The sequence below is a fragment of the Fodinibius sp. SL11 genome, assembly GCF_052060035.1.
In the GTDB taxonomy this organism is placed as follows: domain Bacteria; phylum Bacteroidota; class Rhodothermia; order Balneolales; family Balneolaceae; genus Fodinibius.
In genome coordinates this window covers 489287-514882 of record NZ_JBPOEA010000002.1, presented here as the reverse complement: position 1 = coordinate 514882, position 25596 = coordinate 489287, and the positions used below count along the sequence as shown (strand labels likewise).

General features: G+C 41.5%; 25 protein-coding genes. 10 read left to right on the top strand and 15 right to left on the bottom strand.

What is annotated here, in order from left to right; translation table 11 throughout:
- Nucleotide 1: 1 nt before the first annotated feature.
- The 8 genes from ACQ76V_RS05380 to ACQ76V_RS05345 all read right to left on the bottom strand — a co-directional run bounded on the left by ACQ76V_RS05380 (nucleotide 2) and on the right by ACQ76V_RS05345 (nucleotide 7736).
- Complete coding sequence (locus ACQ76V_RS05380; protein WP_440999451.1) at nucleotides 2-1381, bottom strand: efflux RND transporter periplasmic adaptor subunit; 1380 nt, start codon at nucleotides 1379-1381, stop codon at nucleotides 2-4.
- Between the two features lie 17 nt (nucleotides 1382-1398).
- Complete coding sequence (locus ACQ76V_RS05375; RefSeq protein WP_440999450.1) at nucleotides 1399-2775, bottom strand: TolC family protein; 1377 nt, start codon at nucleotides 2773-2775, stop codon at nucleotides 1399-1401.
- 109 nt (nucleotides 2776-2884) lie between these two features.
- Entirely contained in the window at nucleotides 2885-3274 is a 390-nt protein-coding gene (locus ACQ76V_RS05370; RefSeq protein ID WP_440999449.1) for a hypothetical protein, read from the bottom strand.
- A 6-nt stretch (nucleotides 3275-3280) separates the two neighbouring features.
- The gene (locus ACQ76V_RS05365; protein ID WP_440999448.1) at nucleotides 3281-3718 is read right to left on the bottom strand and encodes a phage holin family protein; all 438 of its coding nucleotides are present in this window, start codon (nucleotides 3716-3718) and stop codon (nucleotides 3281-3283) included.
- Nucleotide 3719: 1 nt separating this feature from the next.
- A complete protein-coding gene (locus ACQ76V_RS05360; protein ID WP_440999447.1) occupies nucleotides 3720-3932 on the bottom strand; it encodes a hypothetical protein in 213 nt (70 codons plus the stop codon).
- A gap of 70 nt (nucleotides 3933-4002) precedes the next feature.
- Entirely contained in the window at nucleotides 4003-5256 is a 1254-nt protein-coding gene (locus tag ACQ76V_RS05355) for a glycosyltransferase (RefSeq protein ID WP_440999446.1), read from the bottom strand.
- A gap of 13 nt (nucleotides 5257-5269) precedes the next feature.
- Complete coding sequence (locus ACQ76V_RS05350; RefSeq protein WP_440999445.1) at nucleotides 5270-6493, bottom strand: ABC transporter permease; 1224 nt, start codon at nucleotides 6491-6493, stop codon at nucleotides 5270-5272.
- A 1-nt stretch (nucleotide 6494) separates the two neighbouring features.
- Nucleotides 6495-7736, bottom strand: a complete 1242-nt coding sequence (locus tag ACQ76V_RS05345) for an ABC transporter permease (RefSeq protein WP_440999444.1) — start codon at nucleotides 7734-7736, stop codon at nucleotides 6495-6497.
- 144 nt (nucleotides 7737-7880) lie between these two features.
- Here ACQ76V_RS05345 and bshB1 point away from each other — a divergent pair, with 144 nt between their 5' ends.
- The gene (gene bshB1, locus ACQ76V_RS05340; protein WP_440999443.1) at nucleotides 7881-8624 is read left to right on the top strand and encodes a bacillithiol biosynthesis deacetylase BshB1; all 744 of its coding nucleotides are present in this window, start codon (nucleotides 7881-7883) and stop codon (nucleotides 8622-8624) included.
- Nucleotides 8625-8669: 45 nt separating this feature from the next.
- On the opposite strand, the gene ACQ76V_RS05335 is transcribed toward bshB1, so the two are convergent.
- The gene (locus tag ACQ76V_RS05335; RefSeq protein WP_440999442.1) at nucleotides 8670-9494 is read right to left on the bottom strand and encodes an inositol monophosphatase family protein; all 825 of its coding nucleotides are present in this window, start codon (nucleotides 9492-9494) and stop codon (nucleotides 8670-8672) included.
- A gap of 47 nt (nucleotides 9495-9541) precedes the next feature.
- Nucleotides 9542-11605 carry a DNA primase gene (gene dnaG / locus ACQ76V_RS05330; RefSeq protein WP_440999441.1) on the bottom strand — a complete coding sequence of 688 codons (2064 nt, stop codon included), beginning with the start codon at nucleotides 11603-11605 and terminating at the stop codon, nucleotides 9542-9544.
- Between the two features lie 199 nt (nucleotides 11606-11804).
- Between dnaG and sucD the strand changes: the two genes are divergently transcribed.
- Nucleotides 11805-12680 (top strand): succinate--CoA ligase subunit alpha, encoded by an 876-nt coding sequence (gene sucD / locus ACQ76V_RS05325; RefSeq protein ID WP_440999440.1) that lies wholly within the window; start codon nucleotides 11805-11807, stop codon nucleotides 12678-12680.
- A gap of 624 nt (nucleotides 12681-13304) precedes the next feature.
- On the opposite strand, the gene ACQ76V_RS05320 is transcribed toward sucD, so the two are convergent.
- Nucleotides 13305-14840, bottom strand: coding sequence for an N-acyl-D-amino-acid deacylase family protein (locus ACQ76V_RS05320; protein WP_440999439.1), 1536 nt, complete (start codon nucleotides 14838-14840; stop codon nucleotides 13305-13307).
- A gap of 161 nt (nucleotides 14841-15001) precedes the next feature.
- On the opposite strand from ACQ76V_RS05320, the gene ACQ76V_RS05315 reads away from it, so the two are divergent.
- From ACQ76V_RS05315 to ACQ76V_RS05295, 5 genes are all read left to right on the top strand, one after another.
- Nucleotides 15002-15328: a hypothetical protein gene (locus ACQ76V_RS05315; RefSeq protein ID WP_440999438.1), complete on the top strand. Its 327-nt coding sequence runs from the start codon at nucleotides 15002-15004 to the stop codon at nucleotides 15326-15328.
- A gap of 83 nt (nucleotides 15329-15411) precedes the next feature.
- Nucleotides 15412-16590, top strand: coding sequence for a hypothetical protein (locus ACQ76V_RS05310; RefSeq protein ID WP_440999437.1), 1179 nt, complete (start codon nucleotides 15412-15414; stop codon nucleotides 16588-16590).
- Between the two features lie 40 nt (nucleotides 16591-16630).
- Nucleotides 16631-17566: a metal ABC transporter substrate-binding protein gene (locus ACQ76V_RS05305; protein ID WP_440999436.1), complete on the top strand. Its 936-nt coding sequence runs from the start codon at nucleotides 16631-16633 to the stop codon at nucleotides 17564-17566.
- A 116-nt stretch (nucleotides 17567-17682) separates the two neighbouring features.
- Nucleotides 17683-18501, top strand: coding sequence for a metal ABC transporter permease (locus tag ACQ76V_RS05300; protein ID WP_440999435.1), 819 nt, complete (start codon nucleotides 17683-17685; stop codon nucleotides 18499-18501).
- 172 nt (nucleotides 18502-18673) lie between these two features.
- Entirely contained in the window at nucleotides 18674-19243 is a 570-nt protein-coding gene (locus tag ACQ76V_RS05295) for a DUF4168 domain-containing protein (protein WP_440999434.1), read from the top strand.
- Nucleotides 19244-19318: 75 nt separating this feature from the next.
- Here the strand turns inward: ACQ76V_RS05295 and ACQ76V_RS05290 are convergent, their stop codons facing one another.
- From ACQ76V_RS05290 to ACQ76V_RS05275, 4 genes are all read right to left on the bottom strand, one after another.
- Nucleotides 19319-20530, bottom strand: a complete 1212-nt coding sequence (locus ACQ76V_RS05290; RefSeq protein ID WP_440999433.1) for a sensor histidine kinase — start codon at nucleotides 20528-20530, stop codon at nucleotides 19319-19321.
- Nucleotides 20527-21588, bottom strand: a complete 1062-nt coding sequence (locus ACQ76V_RS05285) for a cobalamin B12-binding domain-containing protein (protein ID WP_440999432.1) — start codon at nucleotides 21586-21588, stop codon at nucleotides 20527-20529. The genes ACQ76V_RS05290 and ACQ76V_RS05285 overlap by 4 nt, the downstream gene beginning before the upstream one ends.
- A 13-nt stretch (nucleotides 21589-21601) precedes the next feature.
- Nucleotides 21602-21901, bottom strand: coding sequence for an antibiotic biosynthesis monooxygenase family protein (locus ACQ76V_RS05280; protein ID WP_440999431.1), 300 nt, complete (start codon nucleotides 21899-21901; stop codon nucleotides 21602-21604).
- A 165-nt stretch (nucleotides 21902-22066) separates the two neighbouring features.
- Entirely contained in the window at nucleotides 22067-22588 is a 522-nt protein-coding gene (locus ACQ76V_RS05275; RefSeq protein WP_440999430.1) for a nuclear transport factor 2 family protein, read from the bottom strand.
- A 142-nt stretch (nucleotides 22589-22730) separates the two neighbouring features.
- Here ACQ76V_RS05275 and ACQ76V_RS05270 point away from each other — a divergent pair, with 142 nt between their 5' ends.
- The 3 genes from ACQ76V_RS05270 (at nucleotide 22731) to ACQ76V_RS05260 (ending at nucleotide 25553) form a co-directional block, all read left to right on the top strand.
- Entirely contained in the window at nucleotides 22731-23906 is a 1176-nt protein-coding gene (locus ACQ76V_RS05270) for an MFS transporter (RefSeq protein WP_440999477.1), read from the top strand.
- A 277-nt stretch (nucleotides 23907-24183) separates the two neighbouring features.
- Complete coding sequence (locus ACQ76V_RS05265) at nucleotides 24184-25053, top strand: LEA type 2 family protein (protein ID WP_440999429.1); 870 nt, start codon at nucleotides 24184-24186, stop codon at nucleotides 25051-25053.
- 29 nt (nucleotides 25054-25082) lie between these two features.
- Complete coding sequence (locus tag ACQ76V_RS05260; protein WP_440999428.1) at nucleotides 25083-25553, top strand: methylated-DNA--[protein]-cysteine S-methyltransferase; 471 nt, start codon at nucleotides 25083-25085, stop codon at nucleotides 25551-25553.
- The last annotated feature ends 43 nt before the right edge of the window (nucleotides 25554-25596 follow it).

Below are 25596 nucleotides of genomic sequence, written 5' to 3'. Positions count from 1 at the left end.
CTTAGTTTGATGCCATTCGGCTGAACTTATTATTATTGACGTTCACTTCATCGCCATCAGAAAGCTCCCGAGATAACATGCGATAACTTCCCGTTACAACTTGTTCACCGGCTTCAATTCCCGATAAAACCTGAATATGAGTTTGATCACTAATACCTGTCTTCACTTCTTTTCGCTGCGCTTTTCCATCCTCAACGACAAACACCACTTTACGCATATCCTCTTCAGGGATAATAAGATCTTCATCCACATTGGTAGTATCACTGTCGGTGGTATCATTTTTTGCACGTTTATTTTCATCGGCAAAATCGCGTACCGTTACAGCTTGTATCGGCACTGAAACCACATTACGCACAGTCTGGGTTTGCACATCTACCGTAGCCGACATTCCAGGCTTAAACGAGGGGACAAATACATCCTCAGGCACTTCTTGTGAGGCCTGTTGGACCAGCTCTCTGTCTCCAACCATATCGAGATTGTGAGGGGTAGTCACACGAATTTTTACTTCGTAATTGGTAACCTGTTCGTTCGTTCCCTCTCCCGAAATTTCAGCGGAATTGGCAATTTCTGTCACCACTCCTTTGAAAACACGCTCGGGATAAGCATCAACCTCAATATTAGCGGTATCTCCTGCTGAGACGTTTACAATATCATTTTCATTTACTTGTACCTGAACTTCCATTTGATCCATTTTGGCTATCCGAAGCAATTCTGTCCCTATGGATTGTGTATTCCCCAATACACGTTCACCAACCTCAACAGCCAACTTACTTATCGTTCCATCACGCGGAGACCGGATAATCGTTTTTTGCAGTTCTTCCTTTGCCTGTTCAAGCTGAGCTTCACTGCTTTGTACCTGGTATTTAGCGGCATTGAAGTTAGCCTTTTGAGCCTCGTAATTGGTTTCTGATTTTACATATTCTGTTTTAGAAATGGCACCTTTCTCATAAAGCTGCTTGTTCTGTTCATAAACAGATTCAGCTTCTAACAATGATGCACGTGCTTGTTCAAGACGGGCTTTTTGGGTAAGCAACATAGCATTGGTTTCGTCAATGCGTGCTTGGTAGATATCCGGTTTGATCCGTACCAAAAGCTCTCCTTGCTTTACATAATCGCCTTCTTTTATGGGTAGTTCTATGATCTCACCCGATACTTCCGGCCGAAGAATCACCTCTACCTCTGGCTGTAATTTCCCCGAGGCCGAAACAACTTGCGTTATGGTCTTCAGCTTTGCTTCGGTTGCTTCAACATCTTTGACGGCAGTACCACCACCCATCCATCCCATTGATTTGCCTAATAGTGCGCCTGCTCCCACTAAAACAATGAGACCAATACCAATATATAATAGTTTTTGTGTCGCCGACTTTTTCTTTTTTGACATTTTTAAACTCTACACTCTTAATTTAAAGTCATATTTTGATCGAGTTGCCCCAAATAGTAATCTAACAATTTTCGTTGGAATATTAGATTATATAACGCATTTGCAAGATTAGATTGCGCCTCAGTATATCGTGCACTGGCGTCACTAAGTTCAATTAGTGTGCTGGAACCAACCTCGTAACGTTGTTTCTGTGTTTCATAACTCCGTTCTGCTGCCTGTAGTGCTTTTTGTGATGATTCAAGTCGCTGTATATAGGAGCGGTAATCGTTATAAGCCTGCCGTACCTCTTCTCGAACACCATATTCCTGATCTTTTAGATCAAGCTTTGCATTTTTATAATTTACTTTTGCCTGCTGGATACTTAACCGTTGATCCCAATTGTTAAAAATGGGAATACTCACGGAAAATCCAGCAAAACGAGATACCCGTTGATCAAAAAACTGATCGCTAAAGCTTACCGAAGCTGGTTGACCGGTTTGCGGATCAAAAACACGGTATAAATCCTGATAGGCTGTTGAAATGCCCGCACTTGCTGTAACACTCGGATACAATGCATATTTATTCTGCTTTAAATCATTTTTTAGCGTTTCAATCAACAATTCTTGAGACTTAAGATCTTTTCTATTCGTCAGTGCACGTTTTGTCAGATCCTGCAAATCAAGTTCTGTTTTATTTACATCTTCAACTCCAACTTCTGGAGTTGCAAACTCATAAGTTTTTAGAGGATCAAGCTGCAAGTTTCTGATTAACTGGGTTCGACTGATCTCCAGTGCATTTTCACGGTTGATTAACTCCAATTCATTACTTGCTACCTGAGATTCTTGATCATACAAATCAACAGTGGGACGTGATCCTACTTCAACTTGCGCTTCTACCTGTTTCAATTGTTGTCTTGAAGCTTCAAGATTTTCACGGGTAATTCCAACCAGTTGTTTATCAAGCAGTACCTGCAAAAAACTACTTGCGGCATTAAAAATAACTCTTTCCCTGGTACGTTCTAACGAATTTTTTTGCCGACTAACATCTTTGCGACTATTTCTAAGTGTTAAAATATTTCTAAATCCTTGAAAGATAGGCACGCTGGCATTAACTGATCCACTAATGGAGTTACTTGTTACCTCCTCAAAGCTAACCTCACTTTCAATAAACTGACGTCCCACATTTTGACGTCCGTTCAATGAAGCATTTACAGAGGGCAAAAAGTTAGCTTTAGCACTAAATTTTTGCTCCTCAGCAAGGTCTAAATCATTAGCTGATTTTTGCAAATCAATACTATTTTCGAGAGCAATATCAATAGCTTCTTGCAACGAAATTTTTTGAGGTTGCATATCCTGAGCATGGCCACCAACACTCAAAATTAATACACTAAATAATAAACAGATACCTTTGCGCATATCGATAATTTATTTTTTTGGGTTACAAGTCGCAAGGTTACACGAACTATGATACGAATTGTTACGAAGGGAAAAGGTTTTTTTACGTTAAAAATATTAAAAACCTTTATTAACTATCCTCTTCTCCATTAGTTGACTGCAGATGCTCTTCGGCCTTTGCTTCAAGGATACTTTCAACATAATCGGTCGCAAAATTTATAGCTTTGCGACTTGCAAGTCTTTTTAATTCCGATAAGAGTGTCCCACTAAAATCCCCACCTTTATCAGATGAGACTGTTGATGACCTTCTATTTTTATGACCCAGCAAAAACCCCAACAGAGCTGAAGCTCCAACAATAGGCAAAGGATACTTTCGAATAACATTTTTGGGATTTATACTACTGCTCACATCTTCGCGAACCTGGTCAATAGAATTATCCAGCTCTCCTTGTATTTTATTTAGTTCATCTTCCAGCTCCTGCTTCTTTTTTTCAAGCTCATCGATTTTCTCTTGTGCCATAATAACTTATCCTTCTTTGGAATTTGATGGTGCTTCTTTTTCAATCTTTAAAGGCTCTTCAATTGCCTTTCCATTATGATCAATTGATTTTACAACTTCATTTTCGAACCTGGTTTGCAGCTGTTTAAATACACTTTTGGGTTTTAAAAACATAAACAATCCCCCAACCAGTAACAGCGGTAACGAAACGATCACATAGCCCAAACTTCGGCTGTTCAACAGATCACCGAGATAAATAGCCAGAGCAAACAGTAGGAAACATACCCCGCCCAAAAGCAGGAAAACGCCTATTCCACGCTGTACAGAAGCAGCCATTAATCCAGAAACAGCTTCTCCTACATTGAGCATTGCAAGCTCAATACGTTTTTCAAGATATAATTTGAGGTCGGCCGTAATTATCCTCAAACGTTTTCCAAGTTTGTCGGATCTTTTTTCGCTACTCATATTAATCTTCGGAGCTCAGAAGTTTTCCTACAAGAAATCCAATTAGCAATCCACCGGCAACACTCTTTACCGGATGTTTCCGTACCAGCTTCTCGGCACGTAATTTCAATTCCTCAATACGCTTGACCAGTTCTTCATTCTCAACGACTTTGCGTCCACGATCAAGGGCGCTGTCAAGCTCCTCATTTAAGTTTTCTAAAATTTCTTCGTCCATGGTTTCAGAATCTTGTTAAGTTCATATGCGACATCCGCTTAATTATAAGGAAATATGTCGACATTAAATATTATGGATTTCTATTTTTGACTTCAATCCACCGGCTCATATACTTTGAACTGGCGGCAGTATGATGCATCAACATTTGTCCGGTAAAGTTTTGGCACCGGTGTTGATCAAGATTCATTTGAATAGCTCTTAATTTTTCAAAAAAGCCATTCTTGAAATCTCTGTCAGCAAAACGCTCATTTATTATCCGCGCACCCTGCTCCTGAGCCTCTTTCCACAGATCCTCGTTTGAATATAATTGAGCCGAAATATTTGCAAATTCTTCGGCATCATTAGCAATTCCACCACTCCATTGAAGTTTCCCTTGAATACCTTCCGCTCCAATATTTGTGGTGACGCTCGGAGTACCAGACTGCATTGCTTCAATCAATTTACCTTTAAGTCCAGCACCAAAACGAAGCGGAGCTAACATCAATTTTGCTTCCGAAACAACCTTAATGGCATCATCTGCCCTTCCCCTAATGATAAATCCGGTTTCCGGATCGTGCATCTGTTCGGCTTCCTGTGATACGTACGCCCCATAAATATGCAATTGAGCATCGGGTAACTGCTTTCTAATCAAGGGCCATACTTTCTTCTTTAAATATCGAACGGCATCCATATTTGGATCATGGCGAAAGTTTCCTATCGTCATAAAGTTCGTTCGCTGATTATATTCAGGCCAACTCGATATGGTAGATTCATCGATCGGATCTAATAAAAAAGGAAAATATTGCAGCAGATTTTCGGGGATTCCAAACGTATTGTCGAGCAATTCTTTTTCAGCATCCGAGATAATTAGGGATAAATCGGATCTGTAAATACTGGCTATCTCCCGCTTCGCATCTTTCGAAGATAATAGATCTTCGTTTTTATATGCTCGATTTTCTTTATTTGCCTTTTTTCGTTCTCTCCGTAAAAAATGCAAATCCTCGGTATCCAGTATCCGCACGGCCTTGGGGCAATGCTCGGCAACACGCCATCCAAACTGTTCTTCTACCACAAAACGATCAAAAATAACAATGGTGGGATCAAGCTCTTTGACAAATTCATCAAATGTTGAGCTATTGATCTTTATGGAAGAAGTATAAACGCCCATCGCTTTCAAATCGACCGTATGTTCAGTTTTGGCCGCTGAACTTGCAAAGGTTACGTTCCACCCCTTAGCTCTAAACAGGTCAATGAGTTCAAGCATGCGCTTGCCGGCCGCTGAAGAGTTGGGCTCGGGCCATACAAAACCTATTATCAATACATGTTGGTGATTATCTTCCATCATATAATGAAGAATACTATTCGTAGCGGAGGCTTTCGATGGGATCTAAGCGAGCTGCTTTATAAGCGGGGTATACTCCAAATAAAAGAGCAATAATAAACATCCCGAAAAAGCCTGTTAGCACGGCCCAGATCGGGATAACCGGCTCGGTTTCAATCCAAATAGCCATGCCATTGCCCGCCAGTATCCCAAGCACAATTCCTATGAGACCACCCAGCTGACATATAAAAATTGTTTCAGTAAGAAACTGCGACACTATGGCTTTTTTCGTTGCGCCCACCGCTTTACGCAACCCAATTTCGCGCGTACGTTCGGATACAGAAACCAACATGATATTCATGACCCCAATCCCTGCTCCAAATAGCGTAATTCCTCCAATTACAAATCCCACGGCATACAAAATAAAGGTAAACTGATCGAAGGTACCGGCCAGCGAATCGTTAGTTTCAATTTCAAAATCATTTTCAGCACCCGGAGCCACTTTACGAATAATCCGCATAATCCCCGTAATTTCATCCATGGCTGATTCTATAAAATCCATAGCCGGAGCTTTCACCTGAATATCAATATTGCGGTCACCGCCATAAATCATAAGGCCAGCGGTATAAGGAATCAGTACAAACTCATCCTGTGATTGGCCAAAAACACTCCCTTTCTCATCCAACACTCCAATAATTCTGTAACGTTGTCCCGCCACTCGAATATTTTTTCCGATGGGGTTAACATTTTGAAATAGTTCTTGCTGAATATCATATCCAATAATGGTAAATAAGCGGCCATATTGAATATCCTCAGAACTAAAATTGCGTCCCTCACTCAATTCATACGCATTATTACCAATGTAATATTGATTGCTCCCAATCACCCTCACCGTGGGATCAGTCTCCTGATCCCCATAAGTAACCTTGGTACGATCAAAGGTTTCATCCGGGCTTACATTCTCTGCCAGTTGTAACATCTCTTGCAAACGTTCAGCTGTTTCAAACGTAATGTCTTGACGATTTCTAACATTTTCCGCACGACCTCCCATACGAACAGACGGTGTCTTTGAAACATTAATTACATCTCCTCCCATAATGCTCATGGTATTCTGAAAAAAGTTATCCAAAACAGCCACAGCAGTTGTAGATACGATCACTGAAAATACCCCCACAACAAGAGCCAACAATGTTAGTGAAGATCGTAATTTATTAGCCCAGAGAGAATCAAAAGCCTGCTTAAAAATTTCCTTAATATTCATCTTATTCGTACCTCAAAGATTCTATAGGATCTGATTTTGCAGCTCGATAAGCCGGGATGAATCCAAAAATTAATCCAACAATTGAACAGAGCACAATAGCTGCAATAACAACACTGATATCAATACTGGCAACAAATATCTGGTTTAGTAAGATACTCAAAGGGTAGGAAAGCAAGAGTCCTATGACCCCTCCCAATAGACACATAATAACAGCCTCAATCAAAAACTGATACAATATTTCCCAGGCCTTGGCCCCTACAGCCTTGCGAATTCCTATCTCTTTGGTACGCTCACGGACTGAAACAAACATGATGTTCATGACGCCAATTCCGCCAATAATCAGCGATAGTGCCGTAAGTCCGCCTCCAACCAAATAGAGTCCTGCCTTAAATGATGATAGCTGCGCTTCAAATGCCTGTGGTTTGTTTAATTCAAAATCGTTTTTCTCGGTAGCATCAAGTCCTCGGATACGCCGCATAAGACCTTCTATTTCGTACTCTCCCTCTTCCAAGGTTTTTTCATCAGGAAATTTAACCGCTATCTGAACATTGCCCCTGATACTAAAAATTTGTCCATAGGCCTTTATAGGAGTAATTGCACGTCGATCCATATCCGCCAACCCCAAAAACTTGCCCTGTTTTTCGAGTAGCCCGATTACCCTAAACCGCTGGCCGCCAATACGAACCATCTTGCCCATGGGATTTTCATTATCAAATAGATTATTGGCCAGTGTCGCTCCCAATACTGTTACTTTTGCTCCCCGTTGAATTTCTTCCGGAGTAAAAGCACGCCCTTCTTCAATATTCAATCCAGCAGTAGCAAAATATTGGTTAGTAACGCCAGCAATAAAAATACCATCGGCACTCACATCTTTATATCTGATGGAGGTCCCCCTTGATGCCGATGCCGAAACCGCTGAGGCAAGTCTACTCGATGCCCGGATATCTTCCACATATTCCAATTTTATGTCGCGCCGGCTGCGGTATTCCCACCACTTATAATCAGGGCCCCGATTCCACGGTTGTTTTTCAACATATACCACATTTTGTCCCAGCATAGCAATGCTCTTGTCAAATTCGGTATCCATGCCATTACTGACGGCATTCATCAGCGTAACCATGACAATACCAATGATGATGCAAAGCGTGGTGAGAAAAGCACGGGTTTTGTTAATTCCCAATGCACTGAGAGAAATTTTGAGTCCTTCCCAGCTGCTATTGATAAATCGACTTATCTTAGACATGCCCTTATTTCAGGTTTAAATTTTGTAACGTCTCCAATACGAACTAAAATACGAATCGTTTCAAAAAAATTAAGAATTTCATTTTTTTAGCGATCCCTCAAAATTCAGCTATATTATACGGTAAAATTGAAGAAATCACATGACATGAAACTGGATATTTTAGCATTGTCTTCTCATCCTGATGATACAGAACTTTGTTGCGGAGGTACGCTGGCGGCACTCGTTAATCAGGATAAAAAAGTAGGGGTAATTGACTTTACACGTGGCGAAATGGGTAGCCGTGGCACACCCGAACAGCGACTGACCGAAGCCCAAAATGCGTCTGAGATTATTGGACTCGAAGTACGCGAAAATTTGGGATTGCCTGATACCAAGCTTAAAAGTACACGGGATGATCAGAAAAAAATCATACAGAAAATTCGGAAATACCGACCACATATTTGCCTTGTTGGAGCGCCTTCCGATAGGCATCCCGATCATAGAAATGGTACGCAACTGGCATTAGACGCCATCTTTTTTAGCGGATTGACCAAGATCGAAACTTTTGACGATCAGGGAACTCCCCAAGAGCGGTGGCGCCCCTCTCATGTGCTCCACTTTATGCAGGATCGCCCTTTTAAACCGGATATCGTTTTTGATATTTCGGATACATTTGAAACCAAAAAAGAGGCTATTCTGGCGTTTGATTCACAGTTTAATGTTCAAGATCCAGGCGATGAACCCGAAACCTATATCTCAAATAATCAATTTTTTGAGGGTATTGAAGCTCGTGCCCGCCATTATGGCCATTTGATTGGCGCTACCTATGGTGAGCCTTTTAAATACCACAACGGCCCTGTGCCGTTAGCATCATTCGATGCTTTTTTTGAGACAGAACCCATGAGATAGCAGAATCAAAACAACAGCAGTAACCGCATTCCATGTCGCGACCTTCTAACCTTTTCTATTTTCCTTTAACTGATTCTCATCAAAGAAATTTGCTATCTCCTCTACCAAAAATGTATGCACCGCAGGATTTCCTGCTACAATCCGTTTGCCAAACAACCAGTCATTGCCACCGCCCCAGTCGGTTACTTTACCCCCGGCCTCTTGCACAATAAGAGCCGCTGCTCCAACATCCCATGGATTTAATGCATATTCATAAAAGCCTTCGAAACGACCACAGGCCACGCAACATAAATCATACGAAGCCGCTCCGGGACGACGCATCCCCTGAACGGTCGTCATCAACATGCGGAAAAACCGTAAATAATTATCAATCAGGCTCAAATCATTATAAGGAAAACCGGTTCCTATTAGCGCATTTGATGGGTTATCCTGTTTTGAAACCGTTATCGGATTGCCATTCAAAAAAGCACCCTTTTCCTTAATAGCTGTAAAGCATTCGCCGCTTGACACCTCCAGCACTAATCCCATTTTGGGCTCACGATCTTCCCACAATCCAATAGAGACGCAGTAAACTGGAAATCCGTGTGCAAAGTTTGTGGTCCCGTCAATGGGATCAATGAGCCAGGTGCGACCATCAGGCATCTCTTGTTTGTTGGATGATTCCTCCGCCATAATATAATCATTCGGAAACTCTTTCTTTATTATAGAAAGAATCTCCTCTTCTGCTTTCACATCTGCTTCGGTAACCAGATCATTTTTACCTTTAAATTCAACTGAAAAGTTCCGGTCTTTTCGATACTTCCTGATAATTTTAGCCGCAGATTCCGCAGCTTTTTTCGCAATATTCAGTTCAATTGTGAAATCTGACATTTATATACCTAATAGATTAACTCTTTCAGTTTAAGAGTTATAATACACTATTGACCGGATTCCCGTTCATGCTTCATCTTATACTCAAATACTTTATCTGATACTTTCTTGGCCGCATCAGAATCCGGATCAGGAAACAGTTCATCAATGGGAGATTCCTGCAACAGGGTCCGCTGACGCCCGGCCTCTTTCATGGCCTTCATCACCTTTTTGCGTTCCTCCTCTTCTTCGGATGAATTATAACGCTTGTACAAATTAACTTGTAGGCGTTCAAGATAATGAATCTTTAACGCTTTAAGTGCTCCTTTGGCCGTACGATATGGGTTTTTGTCCTTCTTGTACTGCACGCCAATTTTTTCGTGATGGCGTTCACTCACGGTATGTTCTTCAAGCACAATCTCTCCCACTAACTTCGGATACGGATGCTCTCGTTCAGCGTACGTTTCAACCGAAACTTCTTTTTCATCTTTATAACGCTCGATAATATCTTCGTAAAACTTCCGGAGTTGCTTATCCTCAAATTGTCGGTCATTGCACTGCGAGCCAATATAATCAATCATATCACGGTCATACATCAGCATCAAACGTATCAGCTCTTTTTCATAATTGGGTCGCTTTTTGGGAGGTTCAGGCTGATTCTTCTTGGATGGCCGGGATGCCTCTTGGTCATTAAATCCAACCGAATGTGGGGTAGGAGCTTGTGGCCGCTGATCCCCATCATTTTGCTGCTCCTCCCTGCGACGTGCTTCCCGTTTTTTTCGGCGCTTTTCGCGCTGACGAGCTTTTTTACGTTCATCCTTCAAGTGCTTCCGAATCTTTCCCAATTCATCAAAAAGCGCACGATCACCAATTTTTGCCTTACTATTTAAGTGCTGCACATAAGTTTCGCGGGATACCTGGTCCGGCATATGGGCTATGCTTTCCAAAATCTCAGAAATTACTTTTTTCTTTTCGGCCGGCTCCTCCCATCGACCTTCATCTTTTGCTTTGTGGATCTGATAGCTCAAAAAATCTTCCGACTCTTCCCGCTTTAATTCCAGGAAGGAGTCCTTTCCGAATTGACGAATAAAGGAATCTGGATCTTCCCCTTCAGGTAATTCTAAGAGCTTCACATCCATCCCTTCGCGCAATGCTATATTAATGCCCCGTTTCATCGCTCGCTGTCCGGCAGAATCCGAATCATAGATCATCGTAATCGTATCACCATAGCGATGCAATAGCTTCATTTGATCGGGTGTCAGCGATGTTCCGCTTGATGCCGCTACGTTTTTAATCCCGTATTGCTGCAGCGAGATCACATCCGTGTATCCCTCCACCAAGACAACCTCATCCTGCTTCCTTATTTCATTCTTGGCAAAATTGATCCCGTATAAAACTTTGCTCTTGTTATAAACTTTGGTCTGTGGAGAGTTGATGTATTTAGCTGTTTTCTCATTTCCCAGAACACGCCCGGCATAAGCAATAACCTTACCCGATGGATTAAAAATCGGGAACATCAAACGACCGCGGAACGCATCGTAATAACCGTCCCCCCTATTGCTCGGTTTTATCAGTCCCGCCTCAAGCAAATATTCCTCATTCAAACCGGAATCCAAGGCAGTTTTGTAGAGCTTTTCTCCATCCGAAGGAGCATAGCCAAGTCCGTATTTTTTAATGATGCTACGATCATATCCACGCTCTTGCAGATAGTCACGGGCTTTCTGTGCTTCTTTGGTTTCCATCAAATGACGAAAAAAGAAAACACCGGCATATTTAAGAGCATGATAAATGCCCTCGCGGAGATTATGTTCCTCATCAAACTCCTCGGCGTCTTCTTCGGGTAGCGAAACGCCATAGCGGTCGGCCAGTGAACGCATCGCTTCCACAAAGCCCACACCTTCCATCTCCATCACAAAATTAAATACATCACCCGATTCGCCACAGCCAAAACATTTATAGATGCCCAGATCAGGCGTAACATGAAAAGAAGGGGTTTTTTCATCGTGAAAAGGACAAAGACCTTTCCAACTTCGGCCTGATCGCTTGAGTTTTACATAGTCTTCGACCACTTCGACGATATCCGCCGCGTCGCGTACTTCTTCTTTTTTTTCATCGGGAATCATGGTAGCCATAGAAAGGAAATAATAACAGAATTACGGATGAGAATCATCCTTTTATCATAAGAATTACAGAAACCAATCATCAGATCAATCCATTCATTATTTTGATTCTACATTCTCAACTCAACATTCTTATCTTTTGCCAAATCACGATGATGTCGGTATATTCCGACCGACTTAAAGAAACTATTTAACCTAATCCACAAAGTTCATGAGCGTACTTGTAGGTAACGACACTCGATTAGTTGTACAAGGAATTACTGGTAGTGAAGGAAGCTTTCACGCCGAACAAATGATTGAATACGGCACCAATGTAGTAGCTGGTGTAACACCCGGAAAAGGTGGAAAAAAACATCACAACTTGCCGGTATATAATACCGTAGCCGATGCTGTTAAAGAAGAAGATGCCAACACTTCGGTTATTTTTGTACCGCCTGCTTTTGCCGGTGATGCCATTTCCGAGGCTGCTTTTGCAGGAATTGAAACGATCATCTGTATCACAGAAGGCATTCCTGTTAAGGATATGATTACCGCCAAGCAGATTGTTAATAGTCACGGTGCTACGCTCATTGGTCCGAACTGCCCCGGTGTAATTACGCCCGGCGAAGCCAAAATCGGAATTATGCCCGGCAATATTTTTACGCCCGGTAAAGTAGGATTAATCTCCCGATCAGGAACACTTACCTACGAAGCTGTTGACCAGCTTACCAAGGCCGATCTTGGACAAAGTACCGCTATCGGTATTGGTGGTGACCCCGTTATCGGAACCACGCACACCGATGCAGTGAAACTTTTTGAAGCTGATGATGATACTGAAGCTATTGTGCTGATTGGCGAAATTGGCGGTACTGCTGAAGAGGAAGCAGCTGCATATATCGAAGAAAATGTAGATAAACCGGTTGTGGCATTTATTGCAGGCAGCACAGCCCCTCCCGGTCGACGTATGGGACATGCCGGTGCTATTATTTCGGGTGGAGAAGGCGGAGCCGATGCCAAGAAAAAGGCACTCCGCGATGCCGGTGTAACTGTTGTTGACAGTCCTGCGGAAATTGGTGTTGCTCTTAAAAAGCTTTTAGAAACCGCATAAAATTAAAGCACTCTTTTTTAAGCCTTCTTTCCTTTTTAGGAAGGGAGGCTTTTTTTAATTAGTAGCCACAAAGAGTAATCATTCATTGGTGAAATTAGCCAAACTTGTATTGAGATCAATAGTACTGTATTATTGCTGTTCTTCTTTGACAAACTGCCCAGACGCTGACTTCGCACAATTTCCTCGAACTGTTTTTCCATCATGGGAACTATACAATTGATCAGAATATAGATACCCTTGTTTAACAGGGATAATAAAAAAGCACTGCCCGACTTATTCGGCAAAGAAGCAGTTAATCATCAGATAACTGGTTAAAGGGAAATAGTAGCCATTAAAACCAATTCCATTTTGAATATTGGGATAAAAAATCTTCTCAATAGTAACATAATTTGTTCATTCCGCAACAGTAATACTTTTCAAATTAATAGTAACTATCAGTATGACCTACTTCATATTTGGATTCGCAGTTGGTGCATTTGTCAGTGGATTAATAGAAAAGTATCATAAAAACAAACAAACGAACTGGATAAAACCGTTTTACCTTTTCCTGCTCAGCAGCATATTAATGTTAATTTTTATCTATATAGAACGGTTTACGCTCCAGAAGGTTTTTGAAAATCTATTTTACTGATTGCTTCCATTCAGCAATACTCTTCCCGTTCTTTTCTCACTAAACACCCCCTCCTTTCGTACAACTGTTCCATTTATCATAATCCAATCAAATCCCTCGGCTAATTTATGGGGATGCTCAAACGTTGCGCGATCCTGTATTTCAGTTGGTTCAAAGATTAGCAAATCGGCTTTCATCCCCTCCTGAACTAATCCCCGATCTTCTAATCCAATGGTTTTAGCCGGTAAGCCACTCATTTTATAAATAGCCTCTTCAAGACTCAGCAATTCTTTTTCATTCACATAATACCGGACCATCTTAGCAAAGCTCCCGTATCCGCGCGGATGACGCATCGTCGGGCTTCCGTCCGAACTTACCATTATTTTTTCTCCCAGCATGAGCCGATCCTGCAGCTGCTGATCCATCACAAAATGAGCCGCCGAAGCCGCCTGTGGCCCCATCTTCATTAACAAATCAATTGCAGACTGGTTCTCCTGCTCTGCAGCTTCTTGAAGTGTTAATCCGGAAAATTCTCCTGATCCAAATAGAATGGCATCGGCACCATTGCGTTGAGCCACTTTATTCTTCAAAAATTGACGGAGAACTTCGGGTCGTTCCTCCAAAGCATTTTGCCATTCCGCCTTGGTTTTGGCCCAATCAGGAAAAACAATACCAATACCGGTATAACTGGCAGAATAGGGATAAATATCAGCTGTTATGTGAATCCCCTGAGAGCGAAAATATTCAATATAATCCAATATTTCCTCTGCCCGAACGATGCCCTTGCCATATACTACTTTCAGGTGCGAAGCATGAACAGCAGTATATTCACCCTGCATAGCGAGTTCATCCAACGAGGTTTCGATTTCAGAATTATCCTCACTTCGCATATGACTCATAATCAATCCATTCTCATTGCCAACAACTTCCGCAAGCAGTTCCAACTCTTCTTCATCGGCATACATACCAGGCACGTATTCCAGACCCGTGCTCATTCCAAATGCTCCAGCATTTAAATCAGATCGCAGCAGTTTTTGCATTTTTTGAAGCTCCTTGTTCGTAGGTTTCTGCTTGCCAATATCCACTTTGGAACGAATGCTGCCATGTCCGGATAGAAGAGCAATATTTACCGCTGGATTTACAGCTTCAACTTCTTCGAACCAACTGCTAAGCTCACCAACAGCGGGTGAGGAACCATCCTGCCCCAATACAATACTGGTTACCCCCATCCCCAGAAAGTTCTGAAACTGTGGTGTTTCCAATGGAACTCCGTGAGCATGAGAATCAATAAAACCGGGTGAAACCACTTTGTCGGTAGCATCTACAAAATGTTCAGATTGAATGGTATCGGCATTTACATTTCCGATATAGCCTATGGAATCATCGCGAACCAAGATATCAGCCCGGTAGGCAGCTTTTCCCGTCCCATCTACAATGGTACCTCCAGAAATATGCCAATCCCACCTTTGCTGAGCAAAAGATGCACTAATACAAAAAAATCCAAGTATAAATAGACATACTGATATTTTTAAAATTTTCTCTGAAGACATACTGTATTCTTTTCTAAACTTTGTGTAATTATTTGATCACAACCAGTTGATGTGCTAAAACACAATTATATATCTTTTTAGAAGGCAATTGAAAAAATGAGTAAAAAAATAAATAATAATTTTGCACTCTCATTGCTCGGCAGTTACTTTCAGTTTAGCAAATGAATAGGTCAAAGCTAAATATCATTCTGGGGATTTTAGTTACATCAATTATTGGTGTAACGCTTATCTTTTCTACGCTCCACTCCCACCACAATTTAGAACTGCATAATTCCTCAGCATTTGCTGATAATGGTGGACAATGCCTTACAGCTGATAACACGCTTTGCCCTATATGTGCTCATCTTGTTGAGGCTGATCTCCCTTCTTTTTTTGATAGTCAAGAAGTTTCATTTGCGACAGATGAAATTGTTATCGAACAAAGTTTCGATGTAATAAAACAATCTTACAAGGTATTTCACGGCCGGTCTCCTCCCTCCTTTGCATAACTTTTACTGCTTTTTAAAATAAAACCTTAATAACCCCATTGCTTTATTAAAATGTCTAATGGGACCATTGGTTGCTATACGTTATGCAAAACTATAAATCTATTTTTCGTTTTCTATTACTATCTGTATCAATTCCGATAATATCCATTAACATAGCTTATGCCCAACAAGACAGTACGGCCTCTGATTCTATCTCTGTTGAAGATATAAGACGACAACTTCAACAGGAGGAGCGTGAACAAGGTCAACAGAATGAGTCCTTATCTGCCAGCCAGAGAACACGAACTACAGCGACCTCACGTAATCCGGAAATCAGTGCTATCGGAGATTTTCGAAGCCTGTATACTGATGCCGGAGATCGCAACTGGGATGCCTATGTCCAAGGCATTGAGCTCAACTTCAGCTCGGCCATTGATCCCTATGCCAAGGCCGAATTTTATCCGGTTTTTGAAGGAGAAGGCGGTGAACTCAACGCAAAAATTGAGGAAGTCTATTTACAGACCCTAAGTTTACCACTAAACCTACAGCTAAAAGCCGGTAAGTTTCGACAAGCATTCGGCCGGATAAATACCGTTCATCGCCATGCCCTACCTGTCATTGATGTGCCTATTGCTTATGAGAGCTTCTTTGGAGAAGCGCTCATCGATCAGGGGGCATCCCTAAGTTGGCTGATCCCAAACCCCAAATTTTACCAAGAACTTATCATCGATGTCACGCGCGGTGCCGAAGAAAGCCCCCTTTTTGCCTACAGTGATAACAATCAACCACAGCTTATGGGGCACCTGAAAAATTTTTGGGATTTGAGTGAAAACTCAACATTGGAACTCGGAGTCAGCGGGGCTCTCGGCGACAATGAATTAGGTGAGAAAACAAGGATTGGAGGCGTTGATCTCACCTATAAATGGAAACCAATCCAGTTCAATACCTACCAATCCTTCGAGTGGCAAACGGAATTTTATTTCAGCGAATATGAAGAATTACCTACCCAGCAAATCAATGCCTGGGGTATGTATTCGTGGATGCAATATCAACTTAGCAAACGATGGTTTGTCACCGGAATGTACAGCTATTCTGAGAAACCGGCTGATCGTACATTTGAGGAACAAGCTATTTCGGCCACTTTTGGATGGTATGGCACCGAATTTCAAAAGCTGGAAATTGGACCCAAAATTCGTGGTGGCACCGGCTTTTCCAATGCTACCTTCAGTGGACTTTTCCGATGGGTTTTTGTCATCGGTTCTCACGGTGCCCACCAATATTAAAACGACCTAACTGTTTTTTAAATACCAAATAACGATCGTTATGAAATTTGTCAACATCTATAAAAAAGCACATCCTGCGTTCCTCATTTTATTGTTAGGGTTAAGCAGTATCGTCTCAGCTCAAATTAAGGTTGTAACTACCCTGCCCGATTTAGCCAGTATTACTCGTTATGTAGGCGGCGATCAGGTAGAAGTTTTTTCCATTGCCAAGGGATATCAAAATCCACACTTTGTTGATCCCAAACCCAGTTATATCGTAAAACTGTCTCGTGCCGATATGTTTGTTACCGTGGGATTAGATCTGGAAAAGGGCTGGGCCCCACAACTCGTTGAAAGTTCCAGGAACAGTGATATCCAACAAGGATCAGCCGGTTATGTTGATGCATCGGAGGGCATATCATTATTACAGGTTCCACAGAATATAAATCCCGAAGAGGGGGACATTCATATCTACGGGAATCCACACTATTGGCTGGACCCACTCAGAGGAAAGCAAGTTGCCGAAAACATCCACAAACATCTTATAGATATTGCCCCCGAACATCGAAAGCAATTCACACAAAACCTGGACCAATTCAAAAAAAGGATTGACGAGAAAATGACGCAATGGCAGGAAAAGATGAAGCCATACAAAGGTACTTCTATCATCGCTTATCACAATGAGTGGGTCTATTTCGAAAAACGCTTTGGACTGGAAATTGTAGATTTTTTAGAACCCAAACCGGGTATTCCGCCAACGCCTTCTCAGCTGGTCAATGTGATTAAAAAAGTAGAATCACAAAATATTCCTGTCTTGATTAATTCTCCTTATTTCAGTTCAAAATCCCCAAAGGTAGTAGCACGAAATACCGGTATTGAACTGGTGAAGCTCTCTACCATGACGGGGGGGTATGACGAAATTGAAAACTACATTGATCTTTTTGATTACAACATCAACACGCTGATTGAAGCTCTTGAGAATCAACAGTCGAAATAAAGAAGAACACACAAACCAAATAACGGTTCAGGTTTTTAGGAAAAGATGCGTAAAAATTAGAGATAAATTTTCACCAAAATAATGTTCTTATGTTTGAGATGTTTCAACTGAGTTTTATGACTCAAGCTTTTGTTGCGGCTATTATTATCGGGCTCCTACTTTCTTATTTGGGCGTCCATGTTGTCAGGCGTGGCATTGTATTTGTCGATTTGGCACTTGGTCAAATTTCATCCCTCGGTGTTGCCATTGCAGCCTATCTGGGAACGGAAAGTGCTTGGATTCCCATAGCTGCAACCCTGATCGGAGCTTTCTTACTATCCCTCATAAAAATTGAAGATAACCGGTTAAAGCAAGAGGCCATCATCGGTATTATCTATGCCATAGCCTCTGCAGCCACTGTACTACTTATTTCAAAATCAGCACACGGGGATTCTGACATTCAGGAAGTACTGTTTGGAAACATTCTGGCCGTAAGCTGGAGCCAAATTACCACCCTCGCTATTGTCTTTGGTGGATTAGGACTCCTTCATTTTATTTTCAGGAAAAAGTTTTTCGCACTCACAGAGCGGTTCGAAAATAACCAGGGCGATGAAGTTGGCGTATTTAACTTTTGGAACTTTATCTTTTATATCTCCATCGGGCTGGCCATTGTATTCGCTGTTGAAATAGGCGGAGTTATTCCGATTTTTGCCTATCTTATTATTCCCGGCGTTTGCGGAATTATGATCTCTAAATCAAAATCAGTTGTTATCCTTTCAGCTATAGGCCTAAGCATACTCGGTGGATTTTTTGGCCTCAATATGTCATTCAATTATGATTTCCCGGCAGGATCCTCTATTGTAGCCATGCTGGGAATTCTATTTGCCCTTGTATCGATATACAATCTTTTGAGCAGTTCCCAAAAAATGGAGGAAGGCTCTGTCCAAACCACTTAATCTCAATAAATGGTGTTTTTACAGCTCTTAAATAAAAAAGTTCTAAAATTGTGGTAGGTTTGGACACAAAATTACCAAACCTTATTATAGGTGTATTAATTTTTAGGGAACAAATTTTACTTACTCTCGTTCAGCAAAGTGACTAACCCATAAAAAATTCTTAACTAATATAATGACTAATACTCTTAAATATCTTTCTACCATTCTATTGGCAATCGCACTTATTGGATGCCAAAACAACGGTTCGGATGATACCACCGGACAAAAATCTCAACAACAACAGCGCAACCAAATGGGGCCAATGCAACAGCAACAAGCTCCTGATGTGGACGTATCTGATGAAGAGGCTGCCACCTTTGCCGATGCTGCCATGAATGCCCAGCAAGTACAGATGCAGGCACAGAAGAAAATGATGGGCATTATCCAGGAAGAGGGGCTTAATATTCAGACCTATCAAAAAATTGCTCAATCCCAGCAAATGGGACAAGGTGATTCTACGCAATTCAGTGAAGACCAAATGAAAAAATTTGATGCGGCCACCTCTTCTATTCAAGAACTGCAGGCTGAAATCCGAGATAGTGTAACAAAAGCTATTGAAGATGCCGGAATGGACATGCAGCGTTTTCAAGACATTAGCCGCGCTGCCCAGCAAGATTCGGCACTACAAATGCAAATTCAGAAGCAGATTCAAGAACAGATGGGTGGGCAAATGCAACAAGCACCTCCTTCTTCACAAAACTAACAAGAACTTTTTTGCATTTAGATTTAAAGTCCGCCTTTTAAATATGGCGGACTTTTTTTATTTGTTTGGAAAGTCTCACGGAATATTAACAAAAAAGGTCGTTCCTTCCCCCACTTCACTTTCAACCTCGATTTCACCATCGTGAGCTTCTACAATTTTCTTTGCAATCGCCAACCCCAACCCTGTACTTTTTTCTCCGGCTGTAGGTTTACTACTAATTTTAGCAAATGGTACAAACAGATCTTCCAATTCATCTTTCGGGATGCCCTGTCCTTCATCTTTAACAAAAATTGTTATTGCTGAACTTTCGTTTTGAACCTCAATTCCAACAGTTATCTCCGAGCCCAGCTGGGAATATTTTATACTATTCGAAATTAAATTATCCAAGACCTGCTGAAATTTATGGGCATCGACCTCTTTATTTATTGGCAGATCCGGCAAACTGGTGATAATAGAAATATCTTTTTTTGTGGCCGTGGGGCGATTCAAAGATACAGTCCGCTCAATCAGCTTACCAATATCCTCATCCTTTTTTTCTAAACTAATACTGCCCGATTCAATAGCAGATATATCCAGCATATCCTCAATAATCTGAACCATATACTCACTGGATTCCTTGATCTCTTTCACCAGCTCAAATTGATCGTCGGTAAAAATTTTATTTTCCTCATGATCTTCAATTAAAAACAGAGCATAATTTTGGATTATCGTCAGTGGGTTTCGCAGATCATGAGCTGCCATTCCCAGCATTTTATTCTTGAGCTTGTTCATACGTTCAAGCTCGGCCGTCTTTTTCGTGAGCTTGCGCTGCATGTTGGCCAGCTCGTTGTTAAGGCCACTCATCTGATCATACATCGCCCACTCATCATCTTTTGTTTCGGCAGGCGATTGCTGCTGTTGTTTCATAAACGTCCGCAGCTGATTAACAGACTCGTTATTCATCTCCATCAATCCATTTAAAAACTGCTCGGTATCATCCGGATTGGAGGTCCCTATTATCAAGGTTTCATTTTTAAACCTGATACCTGAAAAGTTAAACAAACTTGTCTCATCATTGTTGCTAACATGCAGCTCCCAGTCATAGGCTACATCATTAGCATTGATACGTGCAATAAACTGATAGCCTTTGGCCACACTGTCGCTGTCCAAAGAATCAACAAAAGATTGCGTTTCATCCGGCTGTGTTGCGTATAATCCATAGGAATCATGAATTATTTTTTGGATGATACCGTCATCATTTACAATAATCGCAATCCCATTTGGAAGCATTTGGCTTTGGTCACTCAATGTTCAATCAATTTATTTGCAGTTTCAATGGCATCGTATGCAGATCCTGCTGAAGCATCGGCTCCAATTTTTTGCCACAGATCGGGTACCACTTTAAAGGGATACCCGCCGACCATAATCTTCAGATGCTCGAACTCATGGTGGTGGCGTAATTTTTTAATGAGATTTTTGGCTTTACTGATATGCAACGGCAACGTAACAGAAATAGCCACGACATCAGGATCGTTTTCTTTGATCGATTCTATCAAATGACTATCCGGAATATTTGCCCCCAGATAATAAGTATCCCATCCTTCCATCTCGAAAAAATCGGTCACCATGCGTATTCCAATTTCGTGGAGGTCTTCAGCTACCGAACAAGCAACCAATCGTTTATCATTTTTTTCCATCGCAAAAATTTTGGGATATAACTGCGACATAATCAACTGGGTAGCAGCCGTACAATAATGCTCATGTGCTACCGTAATTTGGTTCGTCTGCCAAAGTGCGCCCACCTCATATTGCGTCTTTTGGAAAACATGCTCATAAATATCTTTTATCGCGGTTCCCTCATTTACCAACTTCTTAATAAGTTGGGCCGCCTCTTTACGATTCCCCGCAAGTAATAAATCCAAATATTCTCGTGCTTCCCCATACAAGGGATCTCCATCATGCAAAAAAGTAATGTCCTCAACATCAGAATCCCGAAGTGATGAAAGACCATCGCTTACATATTCAACCAAGGCAGACGCCTCAGCTTCCGGCAATATTTTGTTTATCGCTTCTCGTAAGATTACAACATTATCAACCAAATCATTATTAGGAATATCACGCTCTTTGAGCATCGTTCGTGCCCAGCCCAAATAGTTATTAAATAATTCTCTGCTATCAACACGAACGGCCTGCTCTAAATAATCGAGATGATATATAGCATCCTCATAATACTTCTTTCTCCCTTCTTCTCCATAGCGTCTATCCAGTTCCGGATGACGTTCAAAATGCATCTCGGTAACAAGCTCAGCCAACTCCTCTTTGTGAGCTTTTAATTGTTGTACCACCTCACGATCTGATTCCGGCATAGCTATTCTCTCTTTAAAATATTGAGCGATTAAAATAATTAAGCGAAAAACCACGCTTTACAAGTTTTGACCCCTTGGGAATATTTTGGTGCAACTCGCTGCGGTGATTATCATGCCAGTAATAAAAAGATTCTTCATCCTCCCAATTGGTAATTAGCCAAAACTCTGCAGGAATATCTTTCGGAAAAGTTACATTGAGAGCTAAAAAATCATCGGCATCTTCAAACAGTTTGGGACCATTCCTAAATGCCTCTCTTACTGCATTTTCTATATAATTACGCACTTCAAACTTTCTAATAGCCGCAAATCCCATATTATTCGCAGATGATTTTAATACCGACTTTTCCTAAATACTTCGTACCTAAAGATGATTTTTCTTAGAACCATTAATTAATATAACATTAATAAATTCTAATATTAAAATAGTTTGCCAATTATCTCATCCACAAATCGTAACACATAAATCAAAATTTACCTCCTATAAAGTATCTTTTAACAGCGTCTGAGGAATTTTGTTATCCTCGCGTTCATTATTCCACGTAATATTGGTGATCCACCAGCAGTTTTGGTCGTATACCAACTGTACCGTATTTACTCCGCGACGTGTTACTTCCCCATCCTCGGCTGTTTTAATCTTATAGGAAGTCTGAACCGTAGCAATTTCTCCGAATTGGAATACCTCCCGAGCTATCTCCTCTTCCCAGAACCCATTCTTTTTAAAGTACTCATCATTGCTCTCGATATACTGAACAGGCGTCATTGATACATAATGTAAGGTACCATCCTTGGCCTCACTTATTGTCCCCATCGTTGCCCCTTCTTTAAATAACGAAGAAAAACGATCCCAATCACGTTGGCCAGCCGGACCGGATATCACATCGTACAAAGCAGTAATAACACTGTCAATGCTTCCCACATCATCCGTGTTAATCTGCTGAGCATACGTGACACCGCTAAAGGTAAATAGAAAAACAAAGATTGCTCGGTAAAATACGTTCATGATATTTTCTGATTTTTGGGTTAATGATGACCTTTACTAACAGTCTGTGAATAAGGTACATCTAAATTTTATTTTATCGGAACGCATTATCTACTCATTTTATTTATATGCCATAAACTAATTCGTTAACCAATACAGCAACATAATTTCTACCAACAACCGGCAGTCTCTCCTTTCAGATTTAAACCTATACCTTATTTTCGGCATCACCCTCTCGGCTGTAATGGGAGTATCAAGCATCGCCCCCGCGCTGCCCAAAATGGCCAAGGTACTCGATGTTTCAAACGAGCGCATCGGGCTTTTGATTACCGCTTTTACTATTCCCGGCATGTTTTTGACGCCTTTTTTAGGGGTTATTGCTGATCGTGTAGGACGTAAAAGTATACTGGTGCCTTCCTTGTTTATTTTTGGAATTGCGGGCACCGCCTGCGCTTTTGCTACCGATTTTACCTGGTTGCTCATTCTTCGATTTCTCCAAGGTATCGGCGGGGCTTCGCTCGGAGCGCTTAATGTTACACTAATAGGTGATCTCTATGAGGGAAACCGTCGAGCAACGGCCATGGGATATAACGGCAGCGTGCTCAGTGTGGGTACGGCAGCTTACCCGGCCATTGGCGGCGGCCTGGCTCTGTTGGGATGGTTCTATCCTTTCTTTCTTACGCTGTTAGCTATACCGGTTGGCTTATTGGTCTTGAGCAAACTGGATAACCCCGAACCTGACAACCATCGCAATATCAAGTCGTATCTGGGGGATATCCTCAATGCCATCAAGTCAAAAACAGTAATCGGGCTTTTCGCTGCTAACTTTCTCACTTTTATCATTCTCTACGGCGGTTACTTGACCTATTTTCCGATCCTGCTGGATCATCAGTTCAATAAATCATCGCTGATAATTGGGATTATGCTCTCGGGTTCCTCGCTGATCACAGCTTTCGCTTCCTCACAATTGGGCAATTTAACCAAACGGTTCCCCGAATCTACCCTTATCATTACAGCAGCAATCTTGTATCTCGGCGTTTTTTTAAGTATTCCCTTTATTCACAATATTTGGCTTTTTGCCCTCCCTATCATCGTTTTTGGATTTGCCCAAGGCATCAACATTCCCAGTATTTTAAATCTTCTAACGCACCAGGCACCCAAAGAATATCGAGCAGCATTTTTATCTGTTAATTGGACGGTAATTCGCAGTGGTCAGGCCGTAGGTCCTTTTCTTTTGGGGTTGGTGTACGGGCTTATCGGTCTCAGCGGAACGTTTTGGGTATCGGCACTGGCAGCATTTTGTTTAATAGCGGTAGGCTTTTTTATGATCCGAAATTAGAAGCATATAAAAAAGGCCCCAGGAGTATCCGTCCTGAGGCCCCGTGCTTTAGGTTTCAGCATTTAGGAGTGACTAGAGTATCTAGTTGGCTAACTAGATGGGGTCTAGAGAGACAATAATAGTGCTTTCTGTTTTCAAGAGTATGACACCCCCTTTTTGTTACAAAAAAATTATATTACAAAATGTACTTTATATTTAAGCATTTGGAACAAATCATTTAGCCTGCAATATCAGTTATCTCAACAATTCATCAATAACCTCTAAACGGCCGCTATTAATGACCTTTCCAAAGTTTAGATCTGTAATCCTATTAACGTGTGCACTTTTTTTGCTGGATGGATGTACGACGCTTGAAGATTTGTCTAAATCCATCCAAAAACCTCAGCTTTCGGTAGAAAATGTACGCGTCAGCGATTTCAATTTTAATGAGATGGAACTCACCTATGATATAAAAGTTGACAATCCCAATGCGCTGTCGGTACAAATGTTGTCCTACGACTACAATCTTGATATTAACGACAATACACTCATCTCCGGTGACCAGCCGAAAAAGCTCGCTATCGAGGCCTCGGGAACCAGTACATTCCAAGTTCCAATGCGACTTAATTTTACAGATGTATATCGAAGCATACAAAACCTGAGGAATTCTGATGAGGCTGCTTATAGTTTTTTAAGCAACCTTACGTTTGACCTGCCTGTACTTGGACAAACAAAAGTGCCGGTTAGCAAAAAAGGAAGTATTCCGCTGCTGAAAACACCCAAAATTAGTCTTGAAGATTTTGAAGTTACCGGAATTAATTTGAACAGTGCTGCTATCAATCTTAAGCTGCGTTTCGATAACCCCAATAGTTTTGGAATTGATGTTAATGCCCTTAATTATGACTTAATGATTAATGGTGAACATTGGGCCAACGGAACAGCACTTAAAGGTACGTCCATCAAAGAAAAAGGTGTGACAATACTCGATATCCCGATATCACTAAATATTTCAAGAATAGGAATGTCAGCCTATCGTCTGCTAACGGGAGGTGATACCTTTGAATACCAAATAAAGGGTGATTTTGATCTCAATGCACGGCACGAGCTGCTGGGCCAAACCACTTTTGATTTTTTACGCTCCGGAAATTTATCACTGCCATCAAATTAAATATTTATTTCTAACAAAAACTCACATCATTGGCTGAAGGTTATACCACATACGTTCAATCCCCCTTAGGTACACTTCAAATCATAGCCGAAGATCAAGGGCTGACTACCATAAATTATCAGGAGGAAAAAGCGCCGGGCTCACCAGATCAGCACCCAATACTTGCAAAGACAGTTGATCAGTTACATGAATATTTTGATCGTAAACGAAAATCTTTTGATATCCCGCTTGTATTAAAGGGAACTGATTTTCAACAGAAAGTCTGGAAGCAGCTGCAACAGATTCCCTATGGACAGACCATAACCTACAGTGCGTTGGGAAAGCGGCTCGGGGATCCCCAAAAAGCTCGGGCCGTGGCCGGTGCCAATGGCTTAAATCCCATTCCCATCATTATTCCATGTCATCGCGTTATCGGTACCGATAATAAACTAACGGGATACAGCGGCGGTATCGCCCGAAAGGAGTATCTCCTACAGCTCGAGGGAGCTCTGCTTATATAAGCTTGTAAAAATGATATAAAACCTTTTCGAAACATACCCGAAG

Coding starts and splice junctions, on each gene's coding strand:
- ACQ76V_RS05265 (WP_440999429.1), top strand. CDS start 24,184: ATGACCTTTCCAAAGTTTAGATCTGTAATCCTATTAACGTGTGCACTT.
- ACQ76V_RS05315 (WP_440999438.1), top strand. CDS start 15,002: ATGAATAGGTCAAAGCTAAATATCATTCTGGGGATTTTAGTTACATCA.
- ACQ76V_RS05305 (WP_440999436.1), top strand. CDS start 16,631: ATGAAATTTGTCAACATCTATAAAAAAGCACATCCTGCGTTCCTCATT.
- sucD (WP_440999440.1), top strand. CDS start 11,805: ATGAGCGTACTTGTAGGTAACGACACTCGATTAGTTGTACAAGGAATT.
- ACQ76V_RS05345 (WP_440999444.1), bottom strand. CDS start 7,736: ATGTCTAAGATAAGTCGATTTATCAATAGCAGCTGGGAAGGACTCAAA.
- ACQ76V_RS05275 (WP_440999430.1), bottom strand. CDS start 22,588: ATGAACGTATTTTACCGAGCAATCTTTGTTTTTCTATTTACCTTTAGC.
- ACQ76V_RS05365 (WP_440999448.1), bottom strand. CDS start 3,718: ATGAGTAGCGAAAAAAGATCCGACAAACTTGGAAAACGTTTGAGGATA.
- ACQ76V_RS05310 (WP_440999437.1), top strand. CDS start 15,412: ATGCAAAACTATAAATCTATTTTTCGTTTTCTATTACTATCTGTATCA.
- ACQ76V_RS05355 (WP_440999446.1), bottom strand. CDS start 5,256: ATGATGGAAGATAATCACCAACATGTATTGATAATAGGTTTTGTATGG.
- ACQ76V_RS05285 (WP_440999432.1), bottom strand. CDS start 21,588: ATGCCGGAATCAGATCGTGAGGTGGTACAACAATTAAAAGCTCACAAA.
- ACQ76V_RS05370 (WP_440999449.1), bottom strand. CDS start 3,274: ATGGCACAAGAGAAAATCGATGAGCTTGAAAAAAAGAAGCAGGAGCTG.
- ACQ76V_RS05300 (WP_440999435.1), top strand. CDS start 17,683: ATGACTCAAGCTTTTGTTGCGGCTATTATTATCGGGCTCCTACTTTCT.
- ACQ76V_RS05295 (WP_440999434.1), top strand. CDS start 18,674: ATGACTAATACTCTTAAATATCTTTCTACCATTCTATTGGCAATCGCA.
- ACQ76V_RS05335 (WP_440999442.1), bottom strand. CDS start 9,494: ATGTCAGATTTCACAATTGAACTGAATATTGCGAAAAAAGCTGCGGAA.
- dnaG (WP_440999441.1), bottom strand. CDS start 11,605: ATGGCTACCATGATTCCCGATGAAAAAAAAGAAGAAGTACGCGACGCG.
- ACQ76V_RS05380 (WP_440999451.1), bottom strand. CDS start 1,381: ATGTCAAAAAAGAAAAAGTCGGCGACACAAAAACTATTATATATTGGT.
- bshB1 (WP_440999443.1), top strand. CDS start 7,881: ATGAAACTGGATATTTTAGCATTGTCTTCTCATCCTGATGATACAGAA.
- ACQ76V_RS05280 (WP_440999431.1), bottom strand. CDS start 21,901: ATGGGATTTGCGGCTATTAGAAAGTTTGAAGTGCGTAATTATATAGAA.
- ACQ76V_RS05360 (WP_440999447.1), bottom strand. CDS start 3,932: ATGGACGAAGAAATTTTAGAAAACTTAAATGAGGAGCTTGACAGCGCC.
- ACQ76V_RS05320 (WP_440999439.1), bottom strand. CDS start 14,840: ATGTCTTCAGAGAAAATTTTAAAAATATCAGTATGTCTATTTATACTT.
- ACQ76V_RS05375 (WP_440999450.1), bottom strand. CDS start 2,775: ATGCGCAAAGGTATCTGTTTATTATTTAGTGTATTAATTTTGAGTGTT.
- ACQ76V_RS05350 (WP_440999445.1), bottom strand. CDS start 6,493: ATGAATATTAAGGAAATTTTTAAGCAGGCTTTTGATTCTCTCTGGGCT.